At 62.4% G+C, this 22,696-nt stretch carries 16 protein-coding genes; 8 read left to right on the top strand and 8 right to left on the bottom strand.

What is annotated here, in order from left to right; genetic code table 11:
- Positions 1–798: 798 nt before the first annotated feature.
- Together SAZ10_RS11500 and trxB are read right to left on the bottom strand one after the other, a co-directional pair.
- Complete coding sequence (locus SAZ10_RS11500; RefSeq protein WP_318609344.1) at positions 799–1,695, bottom strand: LysR family transcriptional regulator; 897 nt, start codon at positions 1,693–1,695, stop codon at positions 799–801.
- Positions 1,696–1,762: 67 nt separating this feature from the next.
- Entirely contained in the window at positions 1,763–2,737 is a 975-nt protein-coding gene (trxB, locus tag SAZ10_RS11495) for a thioredoxin-disulfide reductase (RefSeq protein WP_318609343.1), read from the bottom strand.
- 203 nt (positions 2,738–2,940) lie between these two features.
- On the opposite strand from trxB, the gene SAZ10_RS11490 reads away from it, so the two are divergent.
- A complete protein-coding gene (locus SAZ10_RS11490; protein ID WP_318609342.1) occupies positions 2,941–3,417 on the top strand; it encodes an Lrp/AsnC family transcriptional regulator in 477 nt (158 codons plus the stop codon).
- Positions 3,418–3,520: 103 nt separating this feature from the next.
- On the opposite strand, the gene SAZ10_RS11485 is transcribed toward SAZ10_RS11490, so the two are convergent.
- The 3 genes from SAZ10_RS11485 to greA form a co-directional block, all read right to left on the bottom strand.
- Entirely contained in the window at positions 3,521–4,141 is a 621-nt protein-coding gene (locus SAZ10_RS11485; protein ID WP_318609341.1) for a glutathione S-transferase family protein, read from the bottom strand.
- A gap of 85 nt (positions 4,142–4,226) precedes the next feature.
- A complete protein-coding gene (locus SAZ10_RS11480) occupies positions 4,227–5,321 on the bottom strand; it encodes a glycosyltransferase family 4 protein (protein ID WP_318609340.1) in 1,095 nt (364 codons plus the stop codon).
- Positions 5,322–5,329: 8 nt separating this feature from the next.
- Positions 5,330–5,803: a transcription elongation factor GreA gene (greA, locus tag SAZ10_RS11475; protein ID WP_318609339.1), complete on the bottom strand. Its 474-nt coding sequence runs from the start codon at positions 5,801–5,803 to the stop codon at positions 5,330–5,332.
- Positions 5,804–6,130: 327 nt separating this feature from the next.
- Between greA and SAZ10_RS11470 the strand changes: the two genes are divergently transcribed.
- Positions 6,131–7,276: a PQQ-dependent sugar dehydrogenase gene (locus SAZ10_RS11470; RefSeq protein WP_318609338.1), complete on the top strand. Its 1,146-nt coding sequence runs from the start codon at positions 6,131–6,133 to the stop codon at positions 7,274–7,276.
- A 160-nt stretch (positions 7,277–7,436) separates the two neighbouring features.
- On the opposite strand, the gene SAZ10_RS11465 is transcribed toward SAZ10_RS11470, so the two are convergent.
- Together SAZ10_RS11465 and SAZ10_RS11460 are read right to left on the bottom strand one after the other, a co-directional pair.
- Entirely contained in the window at positions 7,437–8,081 is a 645-nt protein-coding gene (locus SAZ10_RS11465) for a tetratricopeptide repeat protein (protein WP_318609337.1), read from the bottom strand.
- 130 nt (positions 8,082–8,211) lie between these two features.
- Entirely contained in the window at positions 8,212–8,739 is a 528-nt protein-coding gene (locus SAZ10_RS11460) for a tetratricopeptide repeat protein (RefSeq protein ID WP_318609336.1), read from the bottom strand.
- Between the two features lie 634 nt (positions 8,740–9,373).
- Between SAZ10_RS11460 and SAZ10_RS11455 the strand changes: the two genes are divergently transcribed.
- The 3 genes from SAZ10_RS11455 to SAZ10_RS11445 all read left to right on the top strand — a co-directional run bounded on the left by SAZ10_RS11455 (position 9,374) and on the right by SAZ10_RS11445 (position 12,480).
- On the top strand, positions 9,374–9,904 hold the full coding sequence (locus tag SAZ10_RS11455) for an extensin family protein (protein ID WP_318609335.1): 531 nt from the start codon (positions 9,374–9,376) through the stop codon (positions 9,902–9,904).
- Between the two features lie 115 nt (positions 9,905–10,019).
- Entirely contained in the window at positions 10,020–11,078 is a 1,059-nt protein-coding gene (locus SAZ10_RS11450) for an extensin family protein (RefSeq protein WP_412535200.1), read from the top strand.
- Positions 11,079–11,169: 91 nt separating this feature from the next.
- Positions 11,170–12,480 carry a hemolysin family protein gene (locus SAZ10_RS11445; protein ID WP_318609334.1) on the top strand — a complete coding sequence of 437 codons (1,311 nt, stop codon included), beginning with the start codon at positions 11,170–11,172 and terminating at the stop codon, positions 12,478–12,480.
- An 84-nt stretch (positions 12,481–12,564) separates the two neighbouring features.
- Here SAZ10_RS11445 and SAZ10_RS11440 read toward each other — a convergent pair whose 3' ends face one another.
- Entirely contained in the window at positions 12,565–13,323 is a 759-nt protein-coding gene (locus tag SAZ10_RS11440; RefSeq protein ID WP_318609333.1) for a DeoR/GlpR family DNA-binding transcription regulator, read from the bottom strand.
- Between the two features lie 348 nt (positions 13,324–13,671).
- On the opposite strand from SAZ10_RS11440, the gene SAZ10_RS11435 reads away from it, so the two are divergent.
- The 3 genes from SAZ10_RS11435 (at position 13,672) to SAZ10_RS11425 (ending at position 22,658) form a co-directional block, all read left to right on the top strand.
- Positions 13,672–14,841: an MFS transporter gene (locus tag SAZ10_RS11435; RefSeq protein ID WP_318609332.1), complete on the top strand. Its 1,170-nt coding sequence runs from the start codon at positions 13,672–13,674 to the stop codon at positions 14,839–14,841.
- Positions 14,842–15,114: 273 nt separating this feature from the next.
- A complete protein-coding gene (locus SAZ10_RS11430) occupies positions 15,115–20,586 on the top strand; it encodes a HAMP domain-containing protein (RefSeq protein WP_318609331.1) in 5,472 nt (1,823 codons plus the stop codon).
- On the top strand, positions 20,583–22,658 hold the full coding sequence (locus tag SAZ10_RS11425; protein WP_318609330.1) for a response regulator: 2,076 nt from the start codon (positions 20,583–20,585) through the stop codon (positions 22,656–22,658). Before SAZ10_RS11430 ends, SAZ10_RS11425 begins: the two co-directional genes overlap by 4 nt.
- Positions 22,659–22,696: the final 38 nt, after the last annotated feature.

The raw sequence follows: 22,696 nt of genomic DNA, 5'->3' as shown, positions 1-22,696 counted from the left end.
CGGACCGCGCCCACGATACCGAACGGTAGACCCGCCGTATAGCGCGGAAGCTGATATCCGCGGACACCCCAAACGCAACGGACGCGGCCTTGTACCTTCCTCGCCAGCAGATGCCCCCATCTGCCGACGCAGCCAGTACCCGCCACGTCCTTTCACAGGTCACTAAACAACCTGCGCGTGAAGTTCAAGTTACCGGACGTTACACGGGGACGCGTTACGTGTTTCGCCTGCGGCAGTTGCAAGACTTCGCTTGGCAACTGTCTCAACATCGTGTGGTGCTTGGCCCATCGGGCCGAACCGACGGACCGCGTCACCGAAAACCGTGCAAACGGTTTTCGAACAGATCCAATGCGCTGATGGACCGGTGGAGCGGCACAGCGATCCCAATTGATCGAACCTGGCTCCGGGAAACAAAAAAGCCGGATCAAGAAGATCCGGCCAAGTTTGATTGGAAGTGCCGGTTAAGGCTAAACCTCCAGAGGGGAACACTCGTGAGCGCTAATGGGAGGAGAACGCGCTCAGGAGATGATTGTTATATGTGCTCACCATGCCCAAAAAACAAGCAAGTTTTTTTCAAAGCTCCCATGCAAAAAGGCCTGGACTAACTATTGGATGACGCTGTGCTTAGGGAGATCGCAGAAAATTCTGTCGGGTCGCATCTCAGGGAAGCGCAGAAATTGACACCGGGCGTCGACCAAAACCTGAGATTACTCCCGCTTTCGCGGTGCCCCCACGATCCCGGTCCCTTGGCTGTCGCAGGTTCTAACGCAAAACCGCGGGACGTTTTGCCGAACCAGCTCAGAACGACCAGGTACGCGCTTTGGAAATTACCCAATCGCGGAAGACGTTGAGCTTGGCCTGGTTCTTCATCGCGTCTGGATACACGAAATACGTGTCGTAGGAGGGCACTTCCAATTCCGGCAGAAGTTGCACGAGGCCCGAATCCTTTTCCACGAGATAGTCGGGCAGCATGGCGATACCGGCGCCGCGCTGTACCGCACGCTTGATCGCAAGAATGTCGTTGATCTGTAGCGTCGCGATCCGGCGTGCGCTTTCGACCTCGCCGATCGTTTCGAGCCAGTTGAGCTCGCTCAAATGCGGCGGCACCGGCTCGCCGAAGGTCACGATGCGATGGTCCTTGAGTTCGGCAATCGCCGCCGGCTTGCCGTATTTGGTGATGTAGCTGGGTGCGGCATAGAGGTGGAAATGCATCGTGAAGAGGCGCCGCTGAATGAGATCCGGCTGTTGCGGCTGCCTCAGTCTGATCGCGCAATCGGCCTTGCGCATTGTAAGATCGAGTTCCTCGTTGGCGAGGATCAGCTGCAGCTGGATTTCAGGATAGAGTTCGAGGAATTCACCCACGCGTTCGGTGAGCCAGCCGCCGCCGAGCCCGACCGTGGTCGTAACACGCAGTTGCCCGGACGGCCTGTCCTTCGCTTCGGTGAGCTTTGTCCTGATCGTTTCGAGCTTGACCAGCACGTCATGGGCCGTGCGAAACAGAAGCTCGCCCTGTTCTGTCAGCACCAACCCGCGCGCATGGCGGTTGAACAGCGGCACGCCGACATCCTGTTCGAGCGCGCTCACCTGCCTCGAGATCGCCGATTGCGACAGGCGCAGCTTCTCTGCCGCATGCGTGAAGGAGCCTGCCTCGGCTGCGGCATGAAACACGCGTAACTTATCCCAGTCGAGTGCCATGAAGCCCCCTCGATCTTCCGGCTTGTTGTTGTAGGCGGCCAGGCAGTGGCCGCCTCGCCTGAGTTGACTATTCCGCCGCTTCCCGATGCAGTTCCATTTCCGCCAGGTATTTTTCGGCCTCGAGCGCGGCCATGCACCCAAGCCCGGCAGCAGTCACTGCCTGACGGTAAACATCATCGGTGACATCCCCTGCCGCAAAGACACCGGGGATATCCGTCTTCGTTGAATCCGGCGCGGTCCAAAGATAGCCGTTCGGCTTCTGCTTCAGCTTGCCTGCGAACAGCTCGACGGCTGGGGCATGCCCGATCGCCACGAACACCCCGTCGGTCTCGAGCTGCGATTTCGCGCCGCTACGAACGTTGCGCAACGTGACGCCGGTCACCGAAGCCAGGGTCGGCAGCTTGGCCGGAATGCCATTGATCTCCTCCACCACCGTGTCCCAGATGACCTTCACGTTCTCCTTTCGGAACAGCCGCTCCTGGAGGATCCGCTCGGCCCTGAACTCGTCGCGGCGATGGATCACGGTGACGCTCCTGGCGATATTGGCCAGGTAAAGCCCCTCTTCGACCGCCGTGTTGCCGCCACCGACCACCACCACGTCCTTGCCGCGGTAGAAGAAGCCGTCGCAGGTGGCGCAAGCCGAGACGCCGAAGCCCTGGAAGTGCTGCTCGCCGGGAATGCCCAGCCACCTCGCCTGTGCTCCCGTGGCGATGATCAGGGCATCGCACGAATATTCGGTCCCCGAATCGCCTTTCAGCCGGAACGGGCGCTGATCGAAATCGACGTCGGTGATGATGTCGCTGACGATCTCCGTGCCGACATGCTCGGCCTGCTTGCCCATCTGCTCCATCAGCCACGGCCCCTGTATCGGATCGGCGAAGCCTGGATAGTTCTCGACATCGGTCGTAATCATCAGCTGCCCGCCCTGTTGCAGCCCCGCGATCAGCATGGGCTTCAGCATGGCGCGAGCAGCATAGATCGCCGCCGTGTAGCCGGCTGGGCCGGAGCCAATAATGAGGACTGGCGCGTGTTTGACGGTCATGTTCGGGCCTCCGACTGGCCCGATAGCACGGCCAATCGATCTTTTTCGAGGCCGAATTTAGGTGTTTGGGTATATCGCTTGCAAGGTGATTGCTCAGTCGTCGCCTGAAAGCTGTGCTTCCAGGCTAGGCCCGAGAGCCCTGCGCTTCACCTTGTCGCGCCGTTCGGATAGGAGTTCGGCAAGGCGTAGGAGACCTCTCAAGCATGGCGATCAAGGCCGACCTCGACGCGATCGATTGGAAGATCCTGCGCGAGTTGCAGGATGACGGGCGCATTACCAATGTCGAGCTGTCGCGGCGCGTCGGCATCTCGGCGCCGCCCTGCCTGCGCCGGGTCAAGCGGCTGGAAGAGGCTGGGGTCATTCGCGGCTACCGGGCGATGCTGAACAGCCCGGCGCTTGGCATGGGGGTCGTAGCTTTCTGCCTGATCGGCCTCAACCACCAGGCGGAAGCCGAGCTGAAAGCTTTTGCCGACCGCACGCGCAACTGGCCGATCGTACGCGCCGCCTGGATGGTATCCGGGGAATCGGACTTCATGCTGCATTGCGTGGCGCCGGACCTTGCCAGCTTCCAGAATTTCGTCATCGAGGAGCTGACCTCCGCACCGAATGTAGACACGGTGCGCACCGCGCTGACGATCCGTCAGGTCAAAGACGAAGGCTTGGTCGTCATTCACGCCTGACCCATCGAGGGTCGGACCGAACCCGAAGGACCGCGTCAGCGCAGGGGTTTTCAGACAAATCCGATGCGGCGACAAAGAGACAGACGGCGTGCCCGCGACCGCTCTAACCCCGCTGTTCCGCAATTGCCCCGGCGACGCTGGGACGCTCAGCCATGCGCGAGCGATGCTCCATGACGCGCGGCAGGCGTTGAATGTCGACGCCGTCCCCCTCCAGCCATTGCGCAATCGTGAACAGGTAGGGGTCCGCGATCGTATAGGCGTCGCCCATTACCCAAGGCCCCCTAAGCATGCTGTTTTCGATCAGTTCGAAGCATGCCGTCATTGTCTTCGGCACCTTGCCCCTCATGTCCGCAAATGAGGATTCCTCGTCGGCCCAACGGGAGCCACGCAGCTTGTGCGCGTGTGCCACGTGGACGGTGGCGCACAGATAGCTGTTGAACGACTGCAGCGCGGCGAAGGCGAATGGATCGTCGAGCGGCGCAAGCCGCGCCTCCGGAAAGCTCTGCGCGATGAAGCCGAGGATGGCAGGAGTTTCCGTAAGAATTCCGCGCGGCGTAACCATCGCGGGAACTCGCCCCTTCGGGTTGATCCTGAGGTAATCGGGCGACTGCTGTTCCGCCTTGCTGAAATCAAGCAGTTTCAGCTTGTACTCCGCCCCGGCATCCTTGAGCGCAATGTGGGAAGCGAGCGAGCAGGTGTTTGGCGCGAAGTAGAAGGTGAACATGGCCGGCAACCGATCTTCAGCGTGAACCGCGCCACTATCACCCGGTTCCGCGGCAGGCTGCAACGGGCCAAGATCTCGGGCGCGATCAGCCAGTCCGCTCGCCCTTGGCCCACAGCCCTTCATATACCCGTTCGATCGCCTCTGCCTCTCTTTGCAGCGGAAAGCGCTTGCGCACATCGGCGAGCGCATTCGCACGGTGCGCTTCGAGCAGCCCGGGATCCGCGAAATAGGTTCGGATAGCCCCTTCGAGCGCCTTGCCGTCGTTGGCCGGGACGACGCGTCCGGTCTCGCCATCCACGATCAGGTCGGCATAGGCGCCGGCATCGCTTGCCACAACAGGCGAGCCCGATGCCATGGCTTCGAGCGGCGTCAGCCCGAAGCCTTCGTTGCGCGACGGCGCGACATAGAGCGAGATGCGCCGGTACCAGAGCTTGATGTCAGGCACCTCGCCGAGAAAGAAGATGCGTTGGGTGAGCCCCGCCTCGGCGACGCGGCGCTCGAGCTCGCGCGCGAAGGCTTGATGCTCCACGGTCACCCGACCCGTGACGATCGCCGTCCATTCCGGGAATTGCGGCAACAGCGCAATCATCGCCTCGACAAAAAGATCGGTGCCCTTCTGGTGGCGGATGCGGCCGAAACAGCCGATGGCGCGCTTTCCGGGCAAGCCGGAAGCGGCAAAATCGTCTTCCGGGCCGCGTCTCGGATGAAACTTCTCCAGATCGACGCCATGCATGATCACCGTATGCGGCACTTCGAGGAAAGCGCCCGAGCTGGGGTTCGTTGCAATCACGGCATCCATGCGCCGGATCAGCCATTTGGTGAAAGGCTTGTGATTGCGCTGCGCGGCGGAGGTGAAGACGAGCTTCAGGGGCGCCCTCAGCACATCGCGGAGCAGGACGCCCGCAATCATCTCCACATTGCGCCGCGCGTGCCAGATGCGAAATGGGCGTCCGCGCGGGCGCCTCAGCAGCCCGCCGAGCTGCCACCAGCCGATCGACGGCAGGGCGGGAGGCAGACCGGGACCCAGCGTCGCGATGCCAAGCGACCGCGCCTGGATCGGAATGAGTTGGACGATAGTGCTGGTGACGCCGGACAGCCGTCGCTTGAAATTCGGCGCGACGACCTCGACGTCGGTATCGATCGATCTTGCCGGAACGGCTTCAGTCACTATCGCGGCCATCCCGGCTCTCAGCCGAAGCGGACCTCGACGATTTCATAACCCCGTGCGCCGCCGGGGGCGTTCACTTCGATCGCCTCGCCAACCTCCTTGCCGATCAAGGCGCGAGCGATCGGAGACGAGATCGAGATGCGGCCCGACTTCACGTCCGCCTCCTGGTCGCCGACGATCTGGTAAGTGCGCTCTTCCTCGGTGTCTTCATCGACCAGCACAACGGTCGCGCCGAATTTGATCTTCTCGCCCGACAGCTTGGAAACGTCGATCACCTCGGCCCGCGCGATCAGGTCCTCGAGCTCGGCGATGCGGCCCTCATTGTGGCTCTGGGCTTCCTTGGCGGAATGATACTCGGCATTCTCGGAAAGATCGCCGTGCGAGCGCGCTTCCGAGATGGCCTCGATGATTCGCGGCCGCTCTTCCTGCTGGCGCCAACGCAGCTCTTCCTTGAGCTTGTTGAAACCTTCGCCGGTCATTGGGACCTTATTCATTTTTCCTCGACCTTTCCCGCCCTGCCAGCGCCTTTCACGAGCCCGGAGGCGGCGATTTCCTTCCTCGAAAGACAAAAAGAAAACGGTCCGGAAGCTTGGGCTGCCGGAACCGCTTCACCACTACCCGGCTCAATATATAGCAAGTCCCCGGCATTTTTCACGTCAAAAAAAATCTGCAGGGCGGAGACGTCCCGGCCGGCCCCATGCAAAACAGTGCTCACTGTATCGTGACGGATACCCGACAGCTGTTGAACACGGCGGGTTCATTGTAGGCTTGCTCAGTGCCTGGGCGGGCCTAGTTCGGGAGCCTGAGAAGGAGCGCTGGCCATGAAATCCCTGATCGCCGCCATGGCGGTGGCCCTACCTCTGACAACCTTGTCCCTCGCGAGTTTTGCAGCCAGTGGCCCGAAAAGGCTCGAAGCCGACGGCATAGCGGTCCAGGCCGAGACGATAGTCGGCGGGCTGGAGCATCCCTGGGGCTTGGAATTCCTCCCCGACGGGGGAGCGATCGTGACCGAGCGGCCAGGTCGCATGAGGCTGATTTCTCCTCAAGGCGCCCTTTCCGATCCGATCGAGGGCGTGCCGAAGGTTCAGGCGCGCTCCCAAGGCGGCCTTCTCGACGTGACGATTGCGCCGGACTTCGCGCAGTCCGGAACGATCTTTTTCACTTACCTTGAGCCCGGCAGAGGGGGCGCAGGCATTGCGCTCGCCCGCGCCAGGCTGATGCGCGAAGGGGGCACAGCGCGCCTTCACGACGTGAAGGTTATCTTCCGCGTCGGCAAGAAGACCTCCGGAAGGATCAATCTCGGATCACGCGTCGTGGTCATGCCGGACGGCAAGCTGATGGTAACGACCGGCGACACCGGTGATGCCGACCGCGCGCAGGACATGAAGGACGATGCCGGCGCGGTGATCCGCGTCAACACCGACGGCTCGATCCCCGCCGACAATCCTTCTCCCGACGGCTCGAAATGGCTGCCGGAAATCTGGTCGAAGGGTCACCGAAACGCCCAGGGCGCAGTCTACGATCCGGTGACCAAAGGGCTCATCACCGTTGAGCACGGCGCTCGCGGAGGCGACGAGGTCAACAGGCCGGAGGCCGGCAAGAACTATGGTTGGCCGGTCATCACTTATGGGGCCGACTATTCCGGCGCAAAGATCGGCATCGGCACAGCCGCACCAGGCTATGAGCAGCCGCTGTTCTATTGGGATCCTTCGATCGCGCCTTCCGGGCTGGCAGTCTATGAAGGCAACATGTTTCCGGAATGGCGCGGCGATCTTCTCGTGGGGGCCTTGAAATACCAGCTCGTCTCACGGCTGGATCGCGACGAGAAGGGCAATATCCTCGGCGAACATCGCATGTTCGAAGGCGAATTCGGCCGGATCAGGGACGTGAAAATCGCGAGCGACGGCTCGATCTGGCTGCTGACCGATGAGGAAGACGGAGCGGTGATCCGCATCTTGCGCCGCTAGAGAATTTTGCAGGCAAGTGGAATCACTTGGCGTTGCGCAAATGCGGCAAAAACAAACAGATAGCGCGGCAGCCCGGATTTATCCGGGCGTCAGCCGCTCTTGTGAATCAAGGCGGCGCCGGCAAAAGCGCCGCCCATAGCCGTTACCAATCGGCGACCGATCAGATCTTGATGTTGGCGATCTGGTCGGCGAGCAGGCCGTATTCCCGGCAGGCTTTCCCGCAGCGCTTCTCAATCTCGCCGAGCTGGTTCTTGGCGGAAACCACGTCGCCGAGCGTCAGATACGCCTCACCGAGATATTCGCGTGCCAATGTGTAGTCCGGATTGATCCTCAGGGCTTCTTCGTAATAGCCGAGGCCGACCTGGATCCGGCCGGACTTGCGATGCGAATAGCCGAGATAGTTCAGGACACGCGGGTCTTCCTTGTTGGCGACATAGCCAAGCACCGTGATTGCTTCGCCGTAGCGGCCCGCCATCGCCAGCGCCCGGCCGGCCTCGTAGAGGCTGTCGTCGTCGAGCATGCCTTGCCGCGGATAGACGCATGCATGGTGCCGCTGGTCCCAGACCTTTCCGGAACGACAAATGGTGGCAGAGGTGCCTCCGCTTCTGCCGGAGCTACCGCCCGTACCTCCGCTTGAGTGACCTGCGGAGCCGCCACCTCCCCCCATGCCCCCGCCACCCCCTCCTCCTCCCATGCCTCCCCCGCCGCCACCGCCGCCTCCCCCGCCGGCGGAGAAAGTTGGGCTGGAATGGATCGGTAGCACGAGCAGCGCCGCTGCCAAGGCGAATGCAAGTCGCATATGCATTGGTACCTCCTTCGGCCTCGTGCAGCCTAACGCCGGCCCCCGGATATTCTTCCGGAGCCGGAGCGCTTTGTGCATCAAAAAAGCGGCGCCCGAAGGCGCCGCCGGTTTTCGAATTCCTTGCAGCGAGAGGTCAGGTCTTGTTGAACTGGGCGATCTGGCTGGCGAGAGCGGTGTATTCATCGCAACCTTTGCCACAGCGCTTCTCGATTTCGTTCAGCTGGTTCTTGGCGGAAGCCAGATCCCCGAGAGTGAGATAGGCCTCGCCCAGATATTCGCGCGTCAGCACGAAATTCGGATTGAGCCTGAGCGCCTCTTCATAATAGCCGAGGCCGACCTGGATGCGGCCGGACTTGCGGTGCGCATAACCGAGATAATTGAGGACGCGAGGATCGGCCTTGTTCTGGATATAGCCCAGCACCGTGATCGCCTCGTCGTAACGGCCCGCCTTGGCGAGGGCCGCGCCATTTTCATAGAGGGTATCGTCATCCAGCATGCCCTGCTTGGGCGCGACACACTTGCCGTTCCTGTCCCGAACCTGTCCTTTGGGGCATTGCTGGGTCGTGCTTCCTCCCCCTCCACCTGCCGGGAAGGCGGACGAAACGAGGACCGGCGAAATGATGAGCGCGGCGGCTAAGGCGACCGCAAATCGAGTTTGCATATTGGTTCTCCTATGGCTTCCTCGTCAGACTAACGCCTGAATGGGAACATTCTTCCCGCAGCATGGAACGCCGCCCCAGTTTTACGAACCACTCACATTCCCGTGAGGTTCGGGCTCGGCTGGAGGAAATCCGGAGGCGTGAGGAAGGGCAGGAGATTTGGGAGGGTTGAGATGTCCCCAATGGCAGGCCGGCTGTCGATCGACAGGCATTAGGCCGGAAACCATCGGCGCGTAAGCTGCGGCAACGCAAAGTGATCGCGTCATCGGGCGCCGCAGGCAACTGTAGGCGCGCTTTCCGACTTATCGCCGACATGATCACATTTGCAACCGCACCGCGATAATGGCGGAAGCCTCGACAATCCGCGTGATCCGGGTCTTCGCCGCACTGGCCATTTCGGTCGTCGCAGTGTCCGGCGAATCCGCAGCCAGATCGCCTAGGTTGCCCTCTGCCGCGCCTGTCCCGTCCCCGGCACCGGAAACGCCACCCACCGTCGGCGCCCCGAAATCCGGTCTGCCGCCTATCCCTACGCCTCGTCCCGAACCCGCCCAGCCGCCCGCTGCCGGTCCAGTTCCCCAACCCGAAGCCGCGCTTCCGAAAACTGCCCCGCCGCGGCCGGCCGTCTCGGCTGATGAGATGAAGGCCTGCCTCGACGAACTTCAGAAGCTCGGCGTCGAGTTCTCGAAGGAGACGCCGATATCCGATCCCGCAGGTTGCGCGATCCAGAACCCGGTGACGCTGAAGAACCTGGGCAAGGCGATCAAGCTCGCCCCGCCTGCGCAGCTTGACTGCCCGATGGCGCTCGCCGCCGCCCGCTTCATGCAGGATACCGCGGCGCCCGAGGCGAAGGCCGACCTCGGCTCGGATCTGGTGTCGGTCAATCACGCTTCGGCCTATGTGTGCCGGCCGCGGCACAACGAAGCGAAGATCTCCGAGCACGCCTACGGCGATGCCCTCGACATCGCCGGCTTTGGCCTCGCCGACGGCAGGCAGGTCGATGTAAAGGCCGGCGCCGCAGAGCCTGAGGCGAAATTCCTCGACGCAGTCAGGAAAGCTGCATGCGGGCCGTTCAAGACCGTGCTCGGCCCGGGCAGCGACGCCGATCACGCATTGCACTTCCACTTCGATCTCGAGCCGCGCCGCAACGGTTCGACCTTCTGCCAGTAGCCATTTTTCGCGATGCTCGAGCGGCCGCAATTCGGCCATAGGCATGAATGGCCGTGCTGAAGTTTCATTTACGCTTGGCCGCTATCCTGCCTCCCGCAGGACTACGGACGGGTTCATGTTCTCAACTTTGTCGAGCCGCATCGCGGCAGCCATCACCGGCAGCCGCGCATCGATCTCGCGCGGGGCGCTGCTGGGCGCGGGGGTTGTCGCCGCAACCCTCGGCATGGCCGCATGCTCCACCAGCAATGTCTTGGAGCTGCGGCCCGACGTCGATGTCGGCTCGCAAACGGCTGCGGTGCCGAGTGGCGGCGGCATGCAGAACCTCGTTCCCAACGATCCCTATCTGCAGCAAGCCGAAATCAGGCAAGAGGCTGCACGGGAGATGGCGGTCGAGGCGCCGGCCGTCATGGCGAGCCAGCCGGCGGAGATGAGCCGGCAGGTCGCCATGGTCCAGCCTCCAGACATGAGCCGGGCGATCGAGACAAGTCAGCCCATGGAAACGGGCCGGTCGGTCGAAACGTCCGAACCTGTCGAACCCCAGGAATCGGAGCCGGAGCAATCGACGGCGCCGGTACTTGCCGCCTATCCCCGCATGAACCAGCCTCAGATGTCGGCGCCGGCACCCAAGTCGTCCGACGAGGTGGCCTGCCGGCGCGAGCTGAAGAGCCTGGGCGTCGTCTATCGCGACCTGCCGCCGATCCACGACAGCGCGTCCTGCTCTGTTGACGACCCGATCAAGGTGAGCGTGCTTCCGGGCAATGTCGAGCTGAAGCCAGCGGCGACGCTGAACTGCGAAATGGCTTTGACCTTCGCGAAATGGACGAAGAACGAGCTCAACCCGGCCGCGCGCATGCGCTATTGGAGCAGGGTCAAGACCATCCATCAGCTCTCCAGCTACTCCTGCCGCCGCATCAACGGCTCGCGCACCATGTCCGCCCATTCCCAAGGCAACGCCATCGACGTCGGCCGCATCGAGCTTGCGAGCGGCCGCGACATCGACGTGGAGAAGCCCGGGCTTTTCGCCTTCCGCACCCGCGGCTTCCTCAACAATGTGCGGGCGGATGGCTGCCAGTATTTCACGACCGTACTTGGCCCGGGCTACAACTGGGACCACCGCAATCACTTCCATTTCGACTTGATGACCCGCCGCAACGGCCGCCGCGCCTGCCACTAGATCAGGCAATAGCTGGCGGTTCGCTGCGGCGCGAAAAAGTTTCGGTATTCTCTATTCACCGGTCCTCTGCGGCGATGCTAAAAGCCGCGCCATGATCTACATCGAAATCGGGATCGTCGTCCTTCTGATCGTCCTCAACGGCCTGCTCGCCATGTCCGAGCTTGCCGTCGTTTCCTCAAGGCCTGCCCGCCTCAAGGCGATGATCGACCGTAACGTGCGCGGCGCGCGGCGCGCACTCGATTTGAGCTCCGACCCCGGTCGTTTCCTGTCCACGGTGCAGATGGGCATCACGCTGGTCGGTGTGCTGTCCGGCGCGTTCTCCGGCGCGACGCTCGGCGATCGCCTGAGCCGCCTGCTTGCCGCAAGCGGCGTCCCCGCCCAGTTTGCCGATGCTGCCGGTGTCGGCATCGTCGTGGCGGTGATCACCTATTTCTCGCTGATCGTGGGCGAGCTGGTGCCCAAGCAGATCGCTCTGCGCAACCCCGAGGCCATCGCCGCCAGGGCCGCCCCCTTTATGGCTGTGCTTGCCAGGATTGGCGGCCCGCTCGTCTGGTTCCTCGACATTTCGGGACGAGCGATGCTCTGGCTGCTCGGCCAGCGCGAAGAGAAGGAAGAACGTGTGACCGACGAGGAGATCAAGATGCTGGTTGCGGAAGCCGAGCATCACGGCACGATCGAATCCGACGAGCGGCGCATGATCGCTGGCGTCATGCGGCTCGGCGACCGGGCGGTTCGCGCCGTGATGACGCCGCGCACCGATGTCGACTGGGTAAATCTCGAGGCCGACCCCGCGGCGATCCGAAAGACGCTGCTGGAATCGCCGCATTCGCGCCTGCCCGCCGGCGAAGGCACGGTCGATGCCATGGTGGGCGTCGTGCAAACGCGCGAGGTGCTGGCCGCCGCCCTTTCCGGCAAGCCGCTCGACGTGCGCCCTTATGTACGCACGGCGCCAATCGTTCACGACCAGGCCGATGCGCTCGACGTGCTGACCACGCTGAGGGAATCGGACGTGCCGATGGCGCTGGTCCATGACGAATACGGGCATTTCGAAGGTATCGTCGCGCCGGCCGATATTCTGGAGGCGATCACGGGCGTCTTCCGCTCCGATCTGGAGGATGACGAGCCGGTGCTTGTCCAGCGCGAGGACGGCTCGCTATTGCTTGCCGGATACATGCCGGCCGACGAGATGGCCGACCATCTCGGCATCAATCTGCCGGAAAGTCGCGATTACGAGACGGTGGCTGGCTATCTCCTCTCGCTTCTCCACCACCTGCCGGCGACAGGTGAGATCGTCGACGCGCAGGGCTGGCGCTTCGAGGTGGTCGACCTCGATGGCCGCCGCATCGACAAGATCCTGGCCTCACGCCTGCCGGGCGCGCGCCGCGAGGCCATGCGGGAGTGATACTCGACGCAGTTCTGGGCGGAGGGTGGTAATTCGTTTGCGTGAGCAGGCTGACTTGATCGCCTCACTCACCCTTGTCACCAATCATGGCGTACGGTGAACGTGAACGCCCAGCGCGGCAAACGCATCGACCGCCTCCAGACCCACGTCCGGAGTAATCACCAGATGGTCGAGCCGGTCCACTCCGGTAACCGCAAACGGCGCCACGGTGCCGATCTTGTCCGCTGTCGCGGGGACGATCACAGTCCGGCTCTGCTCGACCATACACCGCTTGATTTCTGCCTCTTCCGCATCCAGGGCCGATGCACCAACCCGCGTGTCGATCCCGCAGGTGCCAAGGACGAGGACGTCAGCGTGAATGCGCTCGATATCCCGAACTGTCTGGCTGCCGAGACAGGCACCCTTGGCTGGATCGAATTGCCCCCCAATCAGAATGGTGCGGCACAAGGGATGATCGGCCAGCGCCAAAGCCACCGCCGGTGCATTGGTGACGATGGTCACTGAAAGATCCTTCGGAAGCGACTGGGCGACAGCCAGGTTCGTCGATCCTGCATCCACGAATACAGTCTGCCCGGGCGAGATGAGCTTCACCACAGCGCTGGCGAGCTTGAGCTTGCATTCGACCATGACCTCCTGCCGCTGCGTCATGGTCCCCAGATCAGGCGCCGGCGGCAGTGCGCCGCCATACACCCGTCGGCACGCTCCAGCACGCGCCAGTTCGCGAAGGTCGCGGCGCACCGTGTCTTCGGAGACGCCGAATTCGGCGGCTAGGTCCGAAGCCAGTACACGGCCATCAGCCGCAAGTTTGGTCCGAATACGATCGTGACGTTCTTCAGTGAGCATGCTCGCAATCGACCCAAGATTCGTTTTGCACATTCTTGCACGTTTTACGATGCAGTGCTACCGAAACAGGCGACAGCGTGCATTCACACATCTGCGCAGCTGACGAGCATGCATGAGCGAGAACATCCCTTTTTCCATGCCTGGCTTCGACTGTGTCGTCGTCGTGACCGACGACATGAAGCAGAGCTCTGTCGTTCGATGTGGATGTGCTTGGATGCGAGCCGATCTGCCCCCACCCCGATTGGATGGAGCAGCCTTGGTGCGTAGCCCGGGCGATTTAGCCATCGAGCTCACAGTCTAGCTCGGCCCCTCCTCCCCGCGAAATACGCCTGCCGATAGGATACCGAATTGTCGTCTGTCACATCCGCTCACCGCAATACCCGAGAGATCGCCGGCCGACGCGAGCAGATTGCTACCCGCGCAGTATTCCTGGTAGCCGGCACGGCCATGGCCGCCTGGGCGCCTCTCGTGCCATTTGCAAAGGCCCGTCTGGGCGTCGAGGATGGGACTTTCGGCCTGCTGCTTCTATGCCTCGGGCTGGGCTCGATCATAGCTATGCCCATTACTGGTATCCTGACGAGCCGCTTCGGCTGTAGGCGCATCATCTCGGTGGCATCGGTCGCATTGGCACTCGTGCTTCCCTTCCTCGCCCTCGCAAACTCGATGCTCGAACTCGCTGTCGTTCTGGCATTGTTCGGAGCCAGCGTCGGGACGGTGGACGTCGCCATGAACATCCAGGCGGTTATGGTCGAGAAGGATAGCCGTCGCAGCATGATGAGCGGCTTCCATGGTCTGTTCAGCCTGGGCGGCATTCTCGGTGCCGGCGGCGTCAGCCTGCTCCTCGGCGCAGGCCTGTCGCCGCTGGACGCGACGCTCCTCGCCAGCGTGGTGCTGATCGCGCTGTTGTTCTTCTCCTATTCGGGCCTCCTGCCCTACGGCAATCACGAGTCCGACGGCGCACCGCTGTTCGTGGTACCCAAGGGCATCGTAATGTTCATAGGCCTGCTCTGCTTCCTCGTTTTTCTGAGTGAGGGTGCGATTCTCGACTGGAGCGCCCTGTTCATGATCTCCGCCCATGCTGCCGATCCAGCGCAGGCGGGCCTTGGCTACACCGCCTTTGCCATCGCAATGACCGCCGGCAGGCTTTGTGGCGACTGGATCGTCAAGCGCCTCGGCGGAACACGGATTTTGATCGTCAGCGGAGCTCTGGCGGCCGGAGGCTTCCTGCTTTCTGTCGTTGCACCGAACCAGATCGTGGCCCTGGCTGGGTTTGCGCTTGTCGGGCTTGGCGCCTCGAACATCGTGCCTGTGTTCTTTACCGCTGCGGGAAACCAGAACAGTATGCCCGCGAGCCTCGCCATCGCCGCGATCACCACGCTTGGTTATGCCGGCATCCTGCTCGGTCCGGCGGTTATCGGCTTTATCGCGCAGCACTCGAGCCTCGGCACTGCCTTGATCGCCCTCGCCGTTGCGATGGTCTTTGTCGCGACTGCCGGGCCGATGATCGCGCGGAAATGAGCTGCGAGCGCAGCCCGACCTAAGCAGCCCGCAACCAGATCCGTCTCTTAGTAACTCCATGACCGACATGAAGGCGCACAGCCATCGTTCGGCAGGTACGGCGGCACTGGAACGGGTCACGACTGATGTTCGCCTGCTTAGAATCAGGGGCAGAATGGAATCGTACGTTCACACCCTCAGGTGGAACCAAAAGCTCTGCCGCGCATTATTGCGTCCGGCTTAGTCTAGGAGCGGCCATAGGCGTCGGCTGGCATCGCCGACAGGAGGGGGTTCGTGAGCGCAGTTGTTTCGAACAAGGAACAGCTCGATCGTCGTCAGGTTCTCAGCGCCTTGAAGGCTTTTCGGAACGGAGATTTCTCCGTCCGGATCGAGAATGTCTATGAGGGGCTGGATTCCGAGATTGCAGACACATTCAACCAGATCGTCGAATTGAACGAGCAGGTCACCCGCGAATTCGCGCGGCTGAGCCGCGTCGTGGGCAAGGACGGCCGCATCGGCGAACGCGGCCATGTGCGCAACGCCACCGGAAGCTGGGAATCGAGCGTCAGATCGGTCAACGATCTCATCGAGGATATGGTGCAGCCGACCGCCGAGGTGGCCCGCGTCATCGGGGCGGTCGCCAAGGGCGATCTCTCGCAGACCATGATGGTGGAGATCGACGGGCGGCCATTACGTGGCGAATTCCTGCGCATCGGCAAGATCGTCAACACCATGGTTGGCCAGCTCGCCTCCTTCACCTCCGAAGTCACCCGCGTAGCGCGCGAAGTCGGCACCGAGGGCAAACTCGGCGGCCAGGCCCGCGTGAAGGGCGTCGCCGGCACATGGAAGGATTTGACCGACAACGTCAACGCGATGGCGACGAACCTGACAAGTCAGGTCCGCAATATTGCCGAGGTGACCACGGCGGTCGCCTCCGGCGACCTCTCCAAGAAAATCACCGTCGACGTGAAGGGCGAGATCCTCGAGCTGAAGAACACGATCAACACGATGGTGGACCAGCTCAACTCCTTCGCCTCCGAGGTGACCCGCGTGGCCCGCGAGGTGGGCACCGAAGGCAAACTCGGCGGACAGGCGCGCGTCGAGGGCGTCGGCGGCACCTGGAAGGACCTGACCGACAGCGTCAACCTGATGGCGGCCAACCTGACGGGCCAAGTGCGCAACATCGCCGACGTGACTACGGCCGTGGCGCTGGGCGATCTTTCAAAGAAGATCACGGTCGACGTGAAGGGCGAGATCCTCGAGCTGAAGAATACCATCAACACGATGGTGGACCAGCTCAACTCCTTCGCCTCCGAAGTGACCCGCGTCGCCCGCGAGGTGGGCACCGAAGGCAAGCTCGGCGGGCAGGCTGAGGTGCGTGGCGTCGGCGGCACCTGGAAGGATCTGACCGACAGCGTCAACCTGATGGCAGCCAACCTGACCGGTCAGGTGCGCAACATCGCCGACGTGACGACAGCCGTCGCGCGCGGCGACCTGTCCAAGAAGATCACGGTCGACGTGAAGGGCGAGATCCTGGAGCTGAAGAACACCGTCAATACAATGGTGGACCAGCTCAATTCCTTTGCATCGGAGGTGACGCGCGTCGCCCGCGAGGTCGGTTCGGAAGGCAAGCTCGGAGGCCAGGCGCATGTCGAAGGCGTCGCCGGCACGTGGAAGGACCTGACCGACAACGTCAATGCCATGGCCGGGAACCTGACCGTGCAGCTGCGCGACGTCTCGAAGGTCGCGACCGCGATCGCGACCGGCGACCTCACCCAAAAGATCACCGTCGCTGCGTTGGGCGAGATCCTGCAGATCAAGGACGTCATCAACACGATGGTGGATCAGCTCAACTCTTTTGCCTCGGAGGTGACCCGCGTCGCCCGCGAAGTGGGTTCGGACGGCAAGCTCGGCGGACAGGCGCAGGTGCGTGGCGTCGCCGGCACCTGGAAGGACCTCACCGACAACGTCAACGCGATGGCCGCCAACCTGACCGGCCAGGTTCGCAACATCGCCGAGGTGACGACCGCCGTCGCTTCCGGTGACCTGTCCAAGAAGATCACGGTCGACGTCCGCGGCGAGATCCTCGAGCTCAAGGACACCATCAATACGATGGTGGACCAGTTGAACTCCTTCGCCTCCGAGGTGACGCGCGTCGCCCGCGAAGTCGGCACCGAAGGCAAGCTCGGCGGCCAGGCGCAGGTGCGTGGCGTCGCCGGCACCTGGAAAGACCTCACCGACAACGTCAATTCGATGGCCGAGAACCTGACCGGCCAAGTGCGCAACATCGCCGAGGTGACGACCGCCGTCGCGCGCGGCGACCTCTCCAAGAAGATCACGGTCGATGTGAAGGGGGAGATCCTGGAGCTCAAGGATACCATCAACACGATGGTGGACCAGTTGAACTCCTTCGCTTCCGAAGTGACCCGCGTTGCCCGCGAGGTCGGCACCGAAGGCAAGCTCGGCGGCCAGGCGCGGGTGGAAGGCGTGGCGGGCACCTGGAAGGACCTCACCGACAACGTCAATCTCATGGCGACCAATCTCACCAACCAGGTGCGAGGTATTGCCGACGTCGTCACTGCGGTCGCGCAAGGGAATCTGAAGCGCAAGCTGGCGGTCGACGCCAAGGGCGAGATCGCCTCGCTGGCGGATACCATCAACGGCATGATTGAGACACTTGCCACCTTCGCCGACCAGGTGACCAACGTCGCCCGCGAGGTGGGCATCGAAGGGAAGCTTGGCGGCCAGGCCAGGGTGCCCGGTGCGGCGGGCCTGTGGCGTGACCTGACCGACAACGTCAACCAGCTCGCTGCGAACCTCACGACGCAAGTGCGCGCGATTGCCGAGGTCTCGACCGCCGTGACGAAGGGCGACCTTACGCGCTCCATCAGCGTGCAAGCCTCCGGCGAAGTTGCCGCGCTCAAGGACAACATCAACGAGATGATCCGCAACCTCAAGGATCAGACGTTGAAAAATGCCGAGCAGGACTGGCTCAAGACGAACCTCGCACGCTTCTCGCGCATGCTGCAGGGCGAGCGGGATCTTGCCACCGTATCGCGCATGATCATCTCGGAGCTGGCGCCTCTGGTGAACGCGCAATATGGCCTGTTCTATGTCACCAACCGCGATGAGGAAGAATCCTATCTCGAGCTTGCGGCATCCTACGGCGCCGAGAGCAAGGCCGCGATCCGCCAGCGCCTGGACTTCCGGGAGGGGCTGATCGGTCAAAGCGCAGCCGACAAGCGCGCCATCATGCTCGACAACGTCCCCCCTAACTTCCTGCGCATCACTTCGGGGCTCGGCGAGGCTCCCCCGGCGAACGTGATCATCCTGCCGGCGCTGTTCGAGGAAGAGGTCAAGGCCGTCATCGAGCTCGCCTCGTTCAGCAAGTTCAGCGACACGCACCGTCTGTTCCTGGTCCAGCTGATGGAGTCGGTGGGCATCGTGCTGAACACGATCGCCGCCACGATGCGCACGGAAGGGCTGTTGACGCAGTCGCAGCTGCTGACTTCCGAACTGCAGGCGCGCCAGACCGAGCTCACCAAGAAGCAGGAAGAGCTTCACGCGACCAATGAGGAGCTGCAGGAGAAGGCGCAGCTTCTCGAAAACGAGAAGAAGCAGGTCGAGAACAAGAACCTGGAGATCGAAATGGCCAGGCGGGCGCTCGAAGAGAAAGCCGAGCAGCTTGCACTGACATCAAAATACAAATCCGAGTTCCTGGCCAATATGAGTCACGAACTGCGCACCCCGCTCAACTCGCTGCTGATTCTGTCGAACCTGCTCGCCACCAACCAGCAGGGCAACCTAAATGACAAGCAGATCGAGTTCGCGCGCACCATAAACTCGGCCGGAACAGACTTGCTCAGTCTCATCAACGATATCCTTGACCTGTCGAAGATCGAGTCGGGCACAGTCTCGATCGAGATCAACGACGTGCCGCTGGTGCATCTGCGCCAGCACATGGAACGGACCTTCAGGCAGTTGGCCGCGGACAAAGGACTTCGCTTCACCATCAAGATCGACCCGACATTGCCGGAAACGATCCGCACCGACGAGAAGCGGCTCCAGCAGATCGTGCTCAACCTCCTGTCGAACGCGTTCAAGTTCACGTCCGAGGGCGAGGTCACCTTGAGCATTCATGCCGACAAGACAGGGCGCGGAAACGGTGCGGCTGTCGTGCTGGGTCCGGCTCTTGCGATTGCCGTGACCGATACCGGCATTGGCATTCCCGAGGACAAGCAGAAGCTCATCTTCGAAGCGTTCCAGCAGGCGGACGGCACCACCAGCCGCAAATATGGCGGCACCGGCCTGGGTCTCTCGATCAGCCGTGAGATCGCCCGCCTGCTCGGCGGCGAACTGCGTGTGGAAAGCGATCCCGGCAAGGGCTCCACCTTTACGCTGGTCATTCCCCTGGACGGCCCGCGCAGCGTCAGCCTCGCGCCTCAAATCGAAATATTGCCGACCGCCGAGGCGCTCGTGCCGGTTCAGCCGGGCAGCGGCACGCCGGAGTTGAGCGACGACCGCGACTCCATCCTGCCGAGTGACAGGGTGGTTCTCATCGTCGAGGACGACCCGACCTTCGGTGGGTTGCTGCTCGGCCTGGCACGATCCGCCGGATTGAAGGGCGTTCTCTCGACCGCCGGGTCGGGCACTCTGGCGCTCGCGCGCAAGCTGATGCCCGATGCCATCACGCTGGATCTCGGACTGGCCGACATCGACGGCTGGGTCCTCTTCGACCTGCTGCGGCATGACCAGAAGACGAGGAACGTTCCAATCCACGTCATATCGGGCGCCGAAGACACTGACGTGCTGATCCGCAAGGGGGCCTCCAGCGTATCCACCAAGCCGGTTTCGGCGGGCGAGCTTGCTCGGGTCTTCGATGACATTCGTTCAACGAACCTGAGGGTCCAGCGCAATGTCCTGATCGCCGATCCGGATCCGGAGCGCCGCCTCGCGCTGGTCGAATCGATCCGCGACGGGATTACCTCGGTCACCGCCATCAGCCGCATTGCGGGCAACACGGACGAGACTGGCATTTCAGCCTATCATGCAGTCGTTTTCGGTTTCGGGCGTTCTGCAAAGGAAAACGCGCAGATGCTCGACGAGATCATTTCCCAATTCGCCGAGAAATTGCCGCGGCTGTTGTTCTTTACGCCCTATCCGGATGCAGTCGCCCAGCAGATCGCCCTTCATCCGGTGCTCACCGATGTTCCCCGCGCCGACAATTTCCCACAGCTTGCATCCCTCATTTCCGCTGTTCTCCCAAGCGAACAGGGCGGCGTCGAGCTTGCCGCGCCCGAGCAACTCGACAATGCAGATTTGGTTGGCGCAAGGGTTCTGATCGTGGACGACGACATCCGCAATATCTATTCGCTGACCAGCGTCCTGGAGACCTACGACATCCACGTGCAGCATGCCGAACGCGGCCAGGATGGCATCGCACTGCTTGAAGACACGCCCGATGTGGATGTTGCGCTGATCGATATCATGATGCCGGAAATGGATGGCTATGAAACGATGCGCCGGATCCGGGCCACGCCGTCAATTGCTCATATCCCGCTGATCGCCGTCACGGCCAAGGCGATGAAGGGCGACCGCCAGAAGTGCCTCGACGCCGGCGCTTCCGACTATATCGCAAAGCCTGTGGACCTCGACCTGCTGCTTGCCTTGCTGCGCGTCTGGGTCGGCCGCTCGCGATCGCGGACGGAAGGCTCTGGAAAGTCTGCGACGACCACGGCCTTCGCCGCAGGAAATTCAGCCATATGATGGAGATACAGGTAGAACAAGCCGAGCAGTCGCTGATTGACAGGGCTGCGGGGGCGCGCGTTCTCGCCGTCGACGACGACGAACGCAATCTGCTCGCTATTGCAGAGGTGCTCGACGGGATCGGCGATGTCGTATGCGTTTCCTCCGGAGAGGAAGCCCTACGCTGCCTGCTCAAGGATGAATTCGCCGTCATCCTGCTCGATGTGCTTATGCCGGGCCTCGACGGTTATGAAACCGCCGCGCTGATCCGCAAGCGCGAGCGGTCGAAAAACACGCCGATCATCTTCCTGACGGCCATCAACAAGGAGGAGGCACATATGCTGCGCGGCTACGACGCCGGCGCCGTCGACTATGTGTTCAAGCCGTTCGACCCGGTCATGCTGCACTCCAAGGTCACGGTCTTTGTCGATCTCTATGAAAAGAAGCAGGAAATCGAACGCAAGGCGGCGCGAGAGCAACGGCTGCTCGAGCAGGCGTTGAAAGCCCAGTCGGAGAAGCTGGAAGCCGAGCGCGCATTGCGCGATTCCGAAGCGCGGCAGCAGGCGATGCTGAGCTCTCTGCCCGTCAGTTTCCATGCGCGGTCCGTCGATCCGCCCTTTGCGGCGCGCTACGTCTCCAGGGGTGTCGAGCGGCTTACCGGCTTTGCGCCTCCGCGTTTTGTCTCGGATCCGGACTTCGGGCTCAGCCGCGTCCATCCGGAGGACCTCGACACCGTCAAGGAGGCGCTCATTGCTGCGCGCCACACGGGTTCGTACGCCTGCGAGTTTCGTTGGCTCTGCGCCGACGGCCAGTACCGCATATTTCTCGACAAAGGCATTGTTTCAGAGGACGGAGCCGGACCGGAAATTCTCGGCACCATGCTGGACATCACCGAGCAGCGAAGGCTGGAGGACCAGCTTCTGCAGGCTCAGCGACTGGACGCTATCGGCAAGCTGACCGGCGGGCTGGCGCATGACTTCAACAATCTGCTGGCCACCATCCTGTCCGGCCTCAACTTGATCGAGCGCTACTCGACACTCGACGAAAAGGCCGCTCGAATCCTGGAAATGACGCGCCGTTCGGCGAAACAGGGAACGGATCTGGTCGACCGGATGCTGGCGTTCTCTCGCCGTCAGAACCTGAAGCCCCTTCCCGTTGAGCTCTCCGCAATCTGGGACTCCATGAACGGCCTTGTGGCCCCGGTGCTCGGCGGACTGATCCGCCTCGAGTGGGATGTCGATCAGGACGTTTGGCCGGTGCATGTCGACCCGAGCCAGCTGGAGCTCGCGTTGATGAATCTCGTCTTCAATGCGCGCGATGCGATGCCGTCGGGCGGGACGATCACCTTACGGGCCGAGAACCGCGACGTGCCTCATGCAACCGAAGATCTCACGCCAGGCGATTATGTCATTCTTTCTGTCGAAGACACGGGAACCGGCATTCCCGCCGACATGATTGCCAAGGTGGTCGAACCTTTCTTCACGACAAAGCCGGCGGGAAAGGGCACAGGCCTTGGCCTCAGCACCGTCTATGGGTTCGCCAAACAATCCGGAGGCACCCTGCGGATAGACAGTGAGGTCGGTCGAGGCACCACCATGGAGCTTTGGCTGCCGCGGTCGCGCCAATCGCCGAGCAAGCCAGGCAAGAAGGAGAACACGGCCGATCGAGGGCTCATCGAAGAGGCTGACATGCGATTGCCGACCGTTCTTCTGGTCGACGACAGTGCTCCTTTGAGGGAACTGACGGCAATGTCGCTTCGACATTTCGGTTTCGAGGTCACCGTCGCTGCTGGCGGTGCCGAAGCCCTCGCCGCAATAGAGAACGAACCCGACCGGTTCGACGTGATCGTCACCGATTTCGCCATGCCGCTGGTGTCGGGCATCGACGTGATCCGCTTCGCGCGCAACCTGCGTGCCGGTTGGCCTGCTGTCATCGTGACCGGCTACGCCGATGCGGAAAAGATCGTCGACCGGCCAGCCGACGTCCCGCTCATCAACAAACCCTTCAACGACAAGGACCTTGTCGAGAGCATTCGCCTTGCGGTTGCAAGGCAGAATAGGCCGGCGGACAAAAACAGCCCACGCCAGCATTAAGGAAGGGCGGCTTTCGCCGCCCTGCTCCCCCGGATTGA

The sequence above is a fragment of the Mesorhizobium sp. BAC0120 genome, from assembly GCF_033542235.1.
GTDB lineage: Bacteria > Pseudomonadota > Alphaproteobacteria > Rhizobiales > Rhizobiaceae > JAWRCU01.
This window is presented reverse-complemented; position numbering and strand designations above follow the sequence as displayed.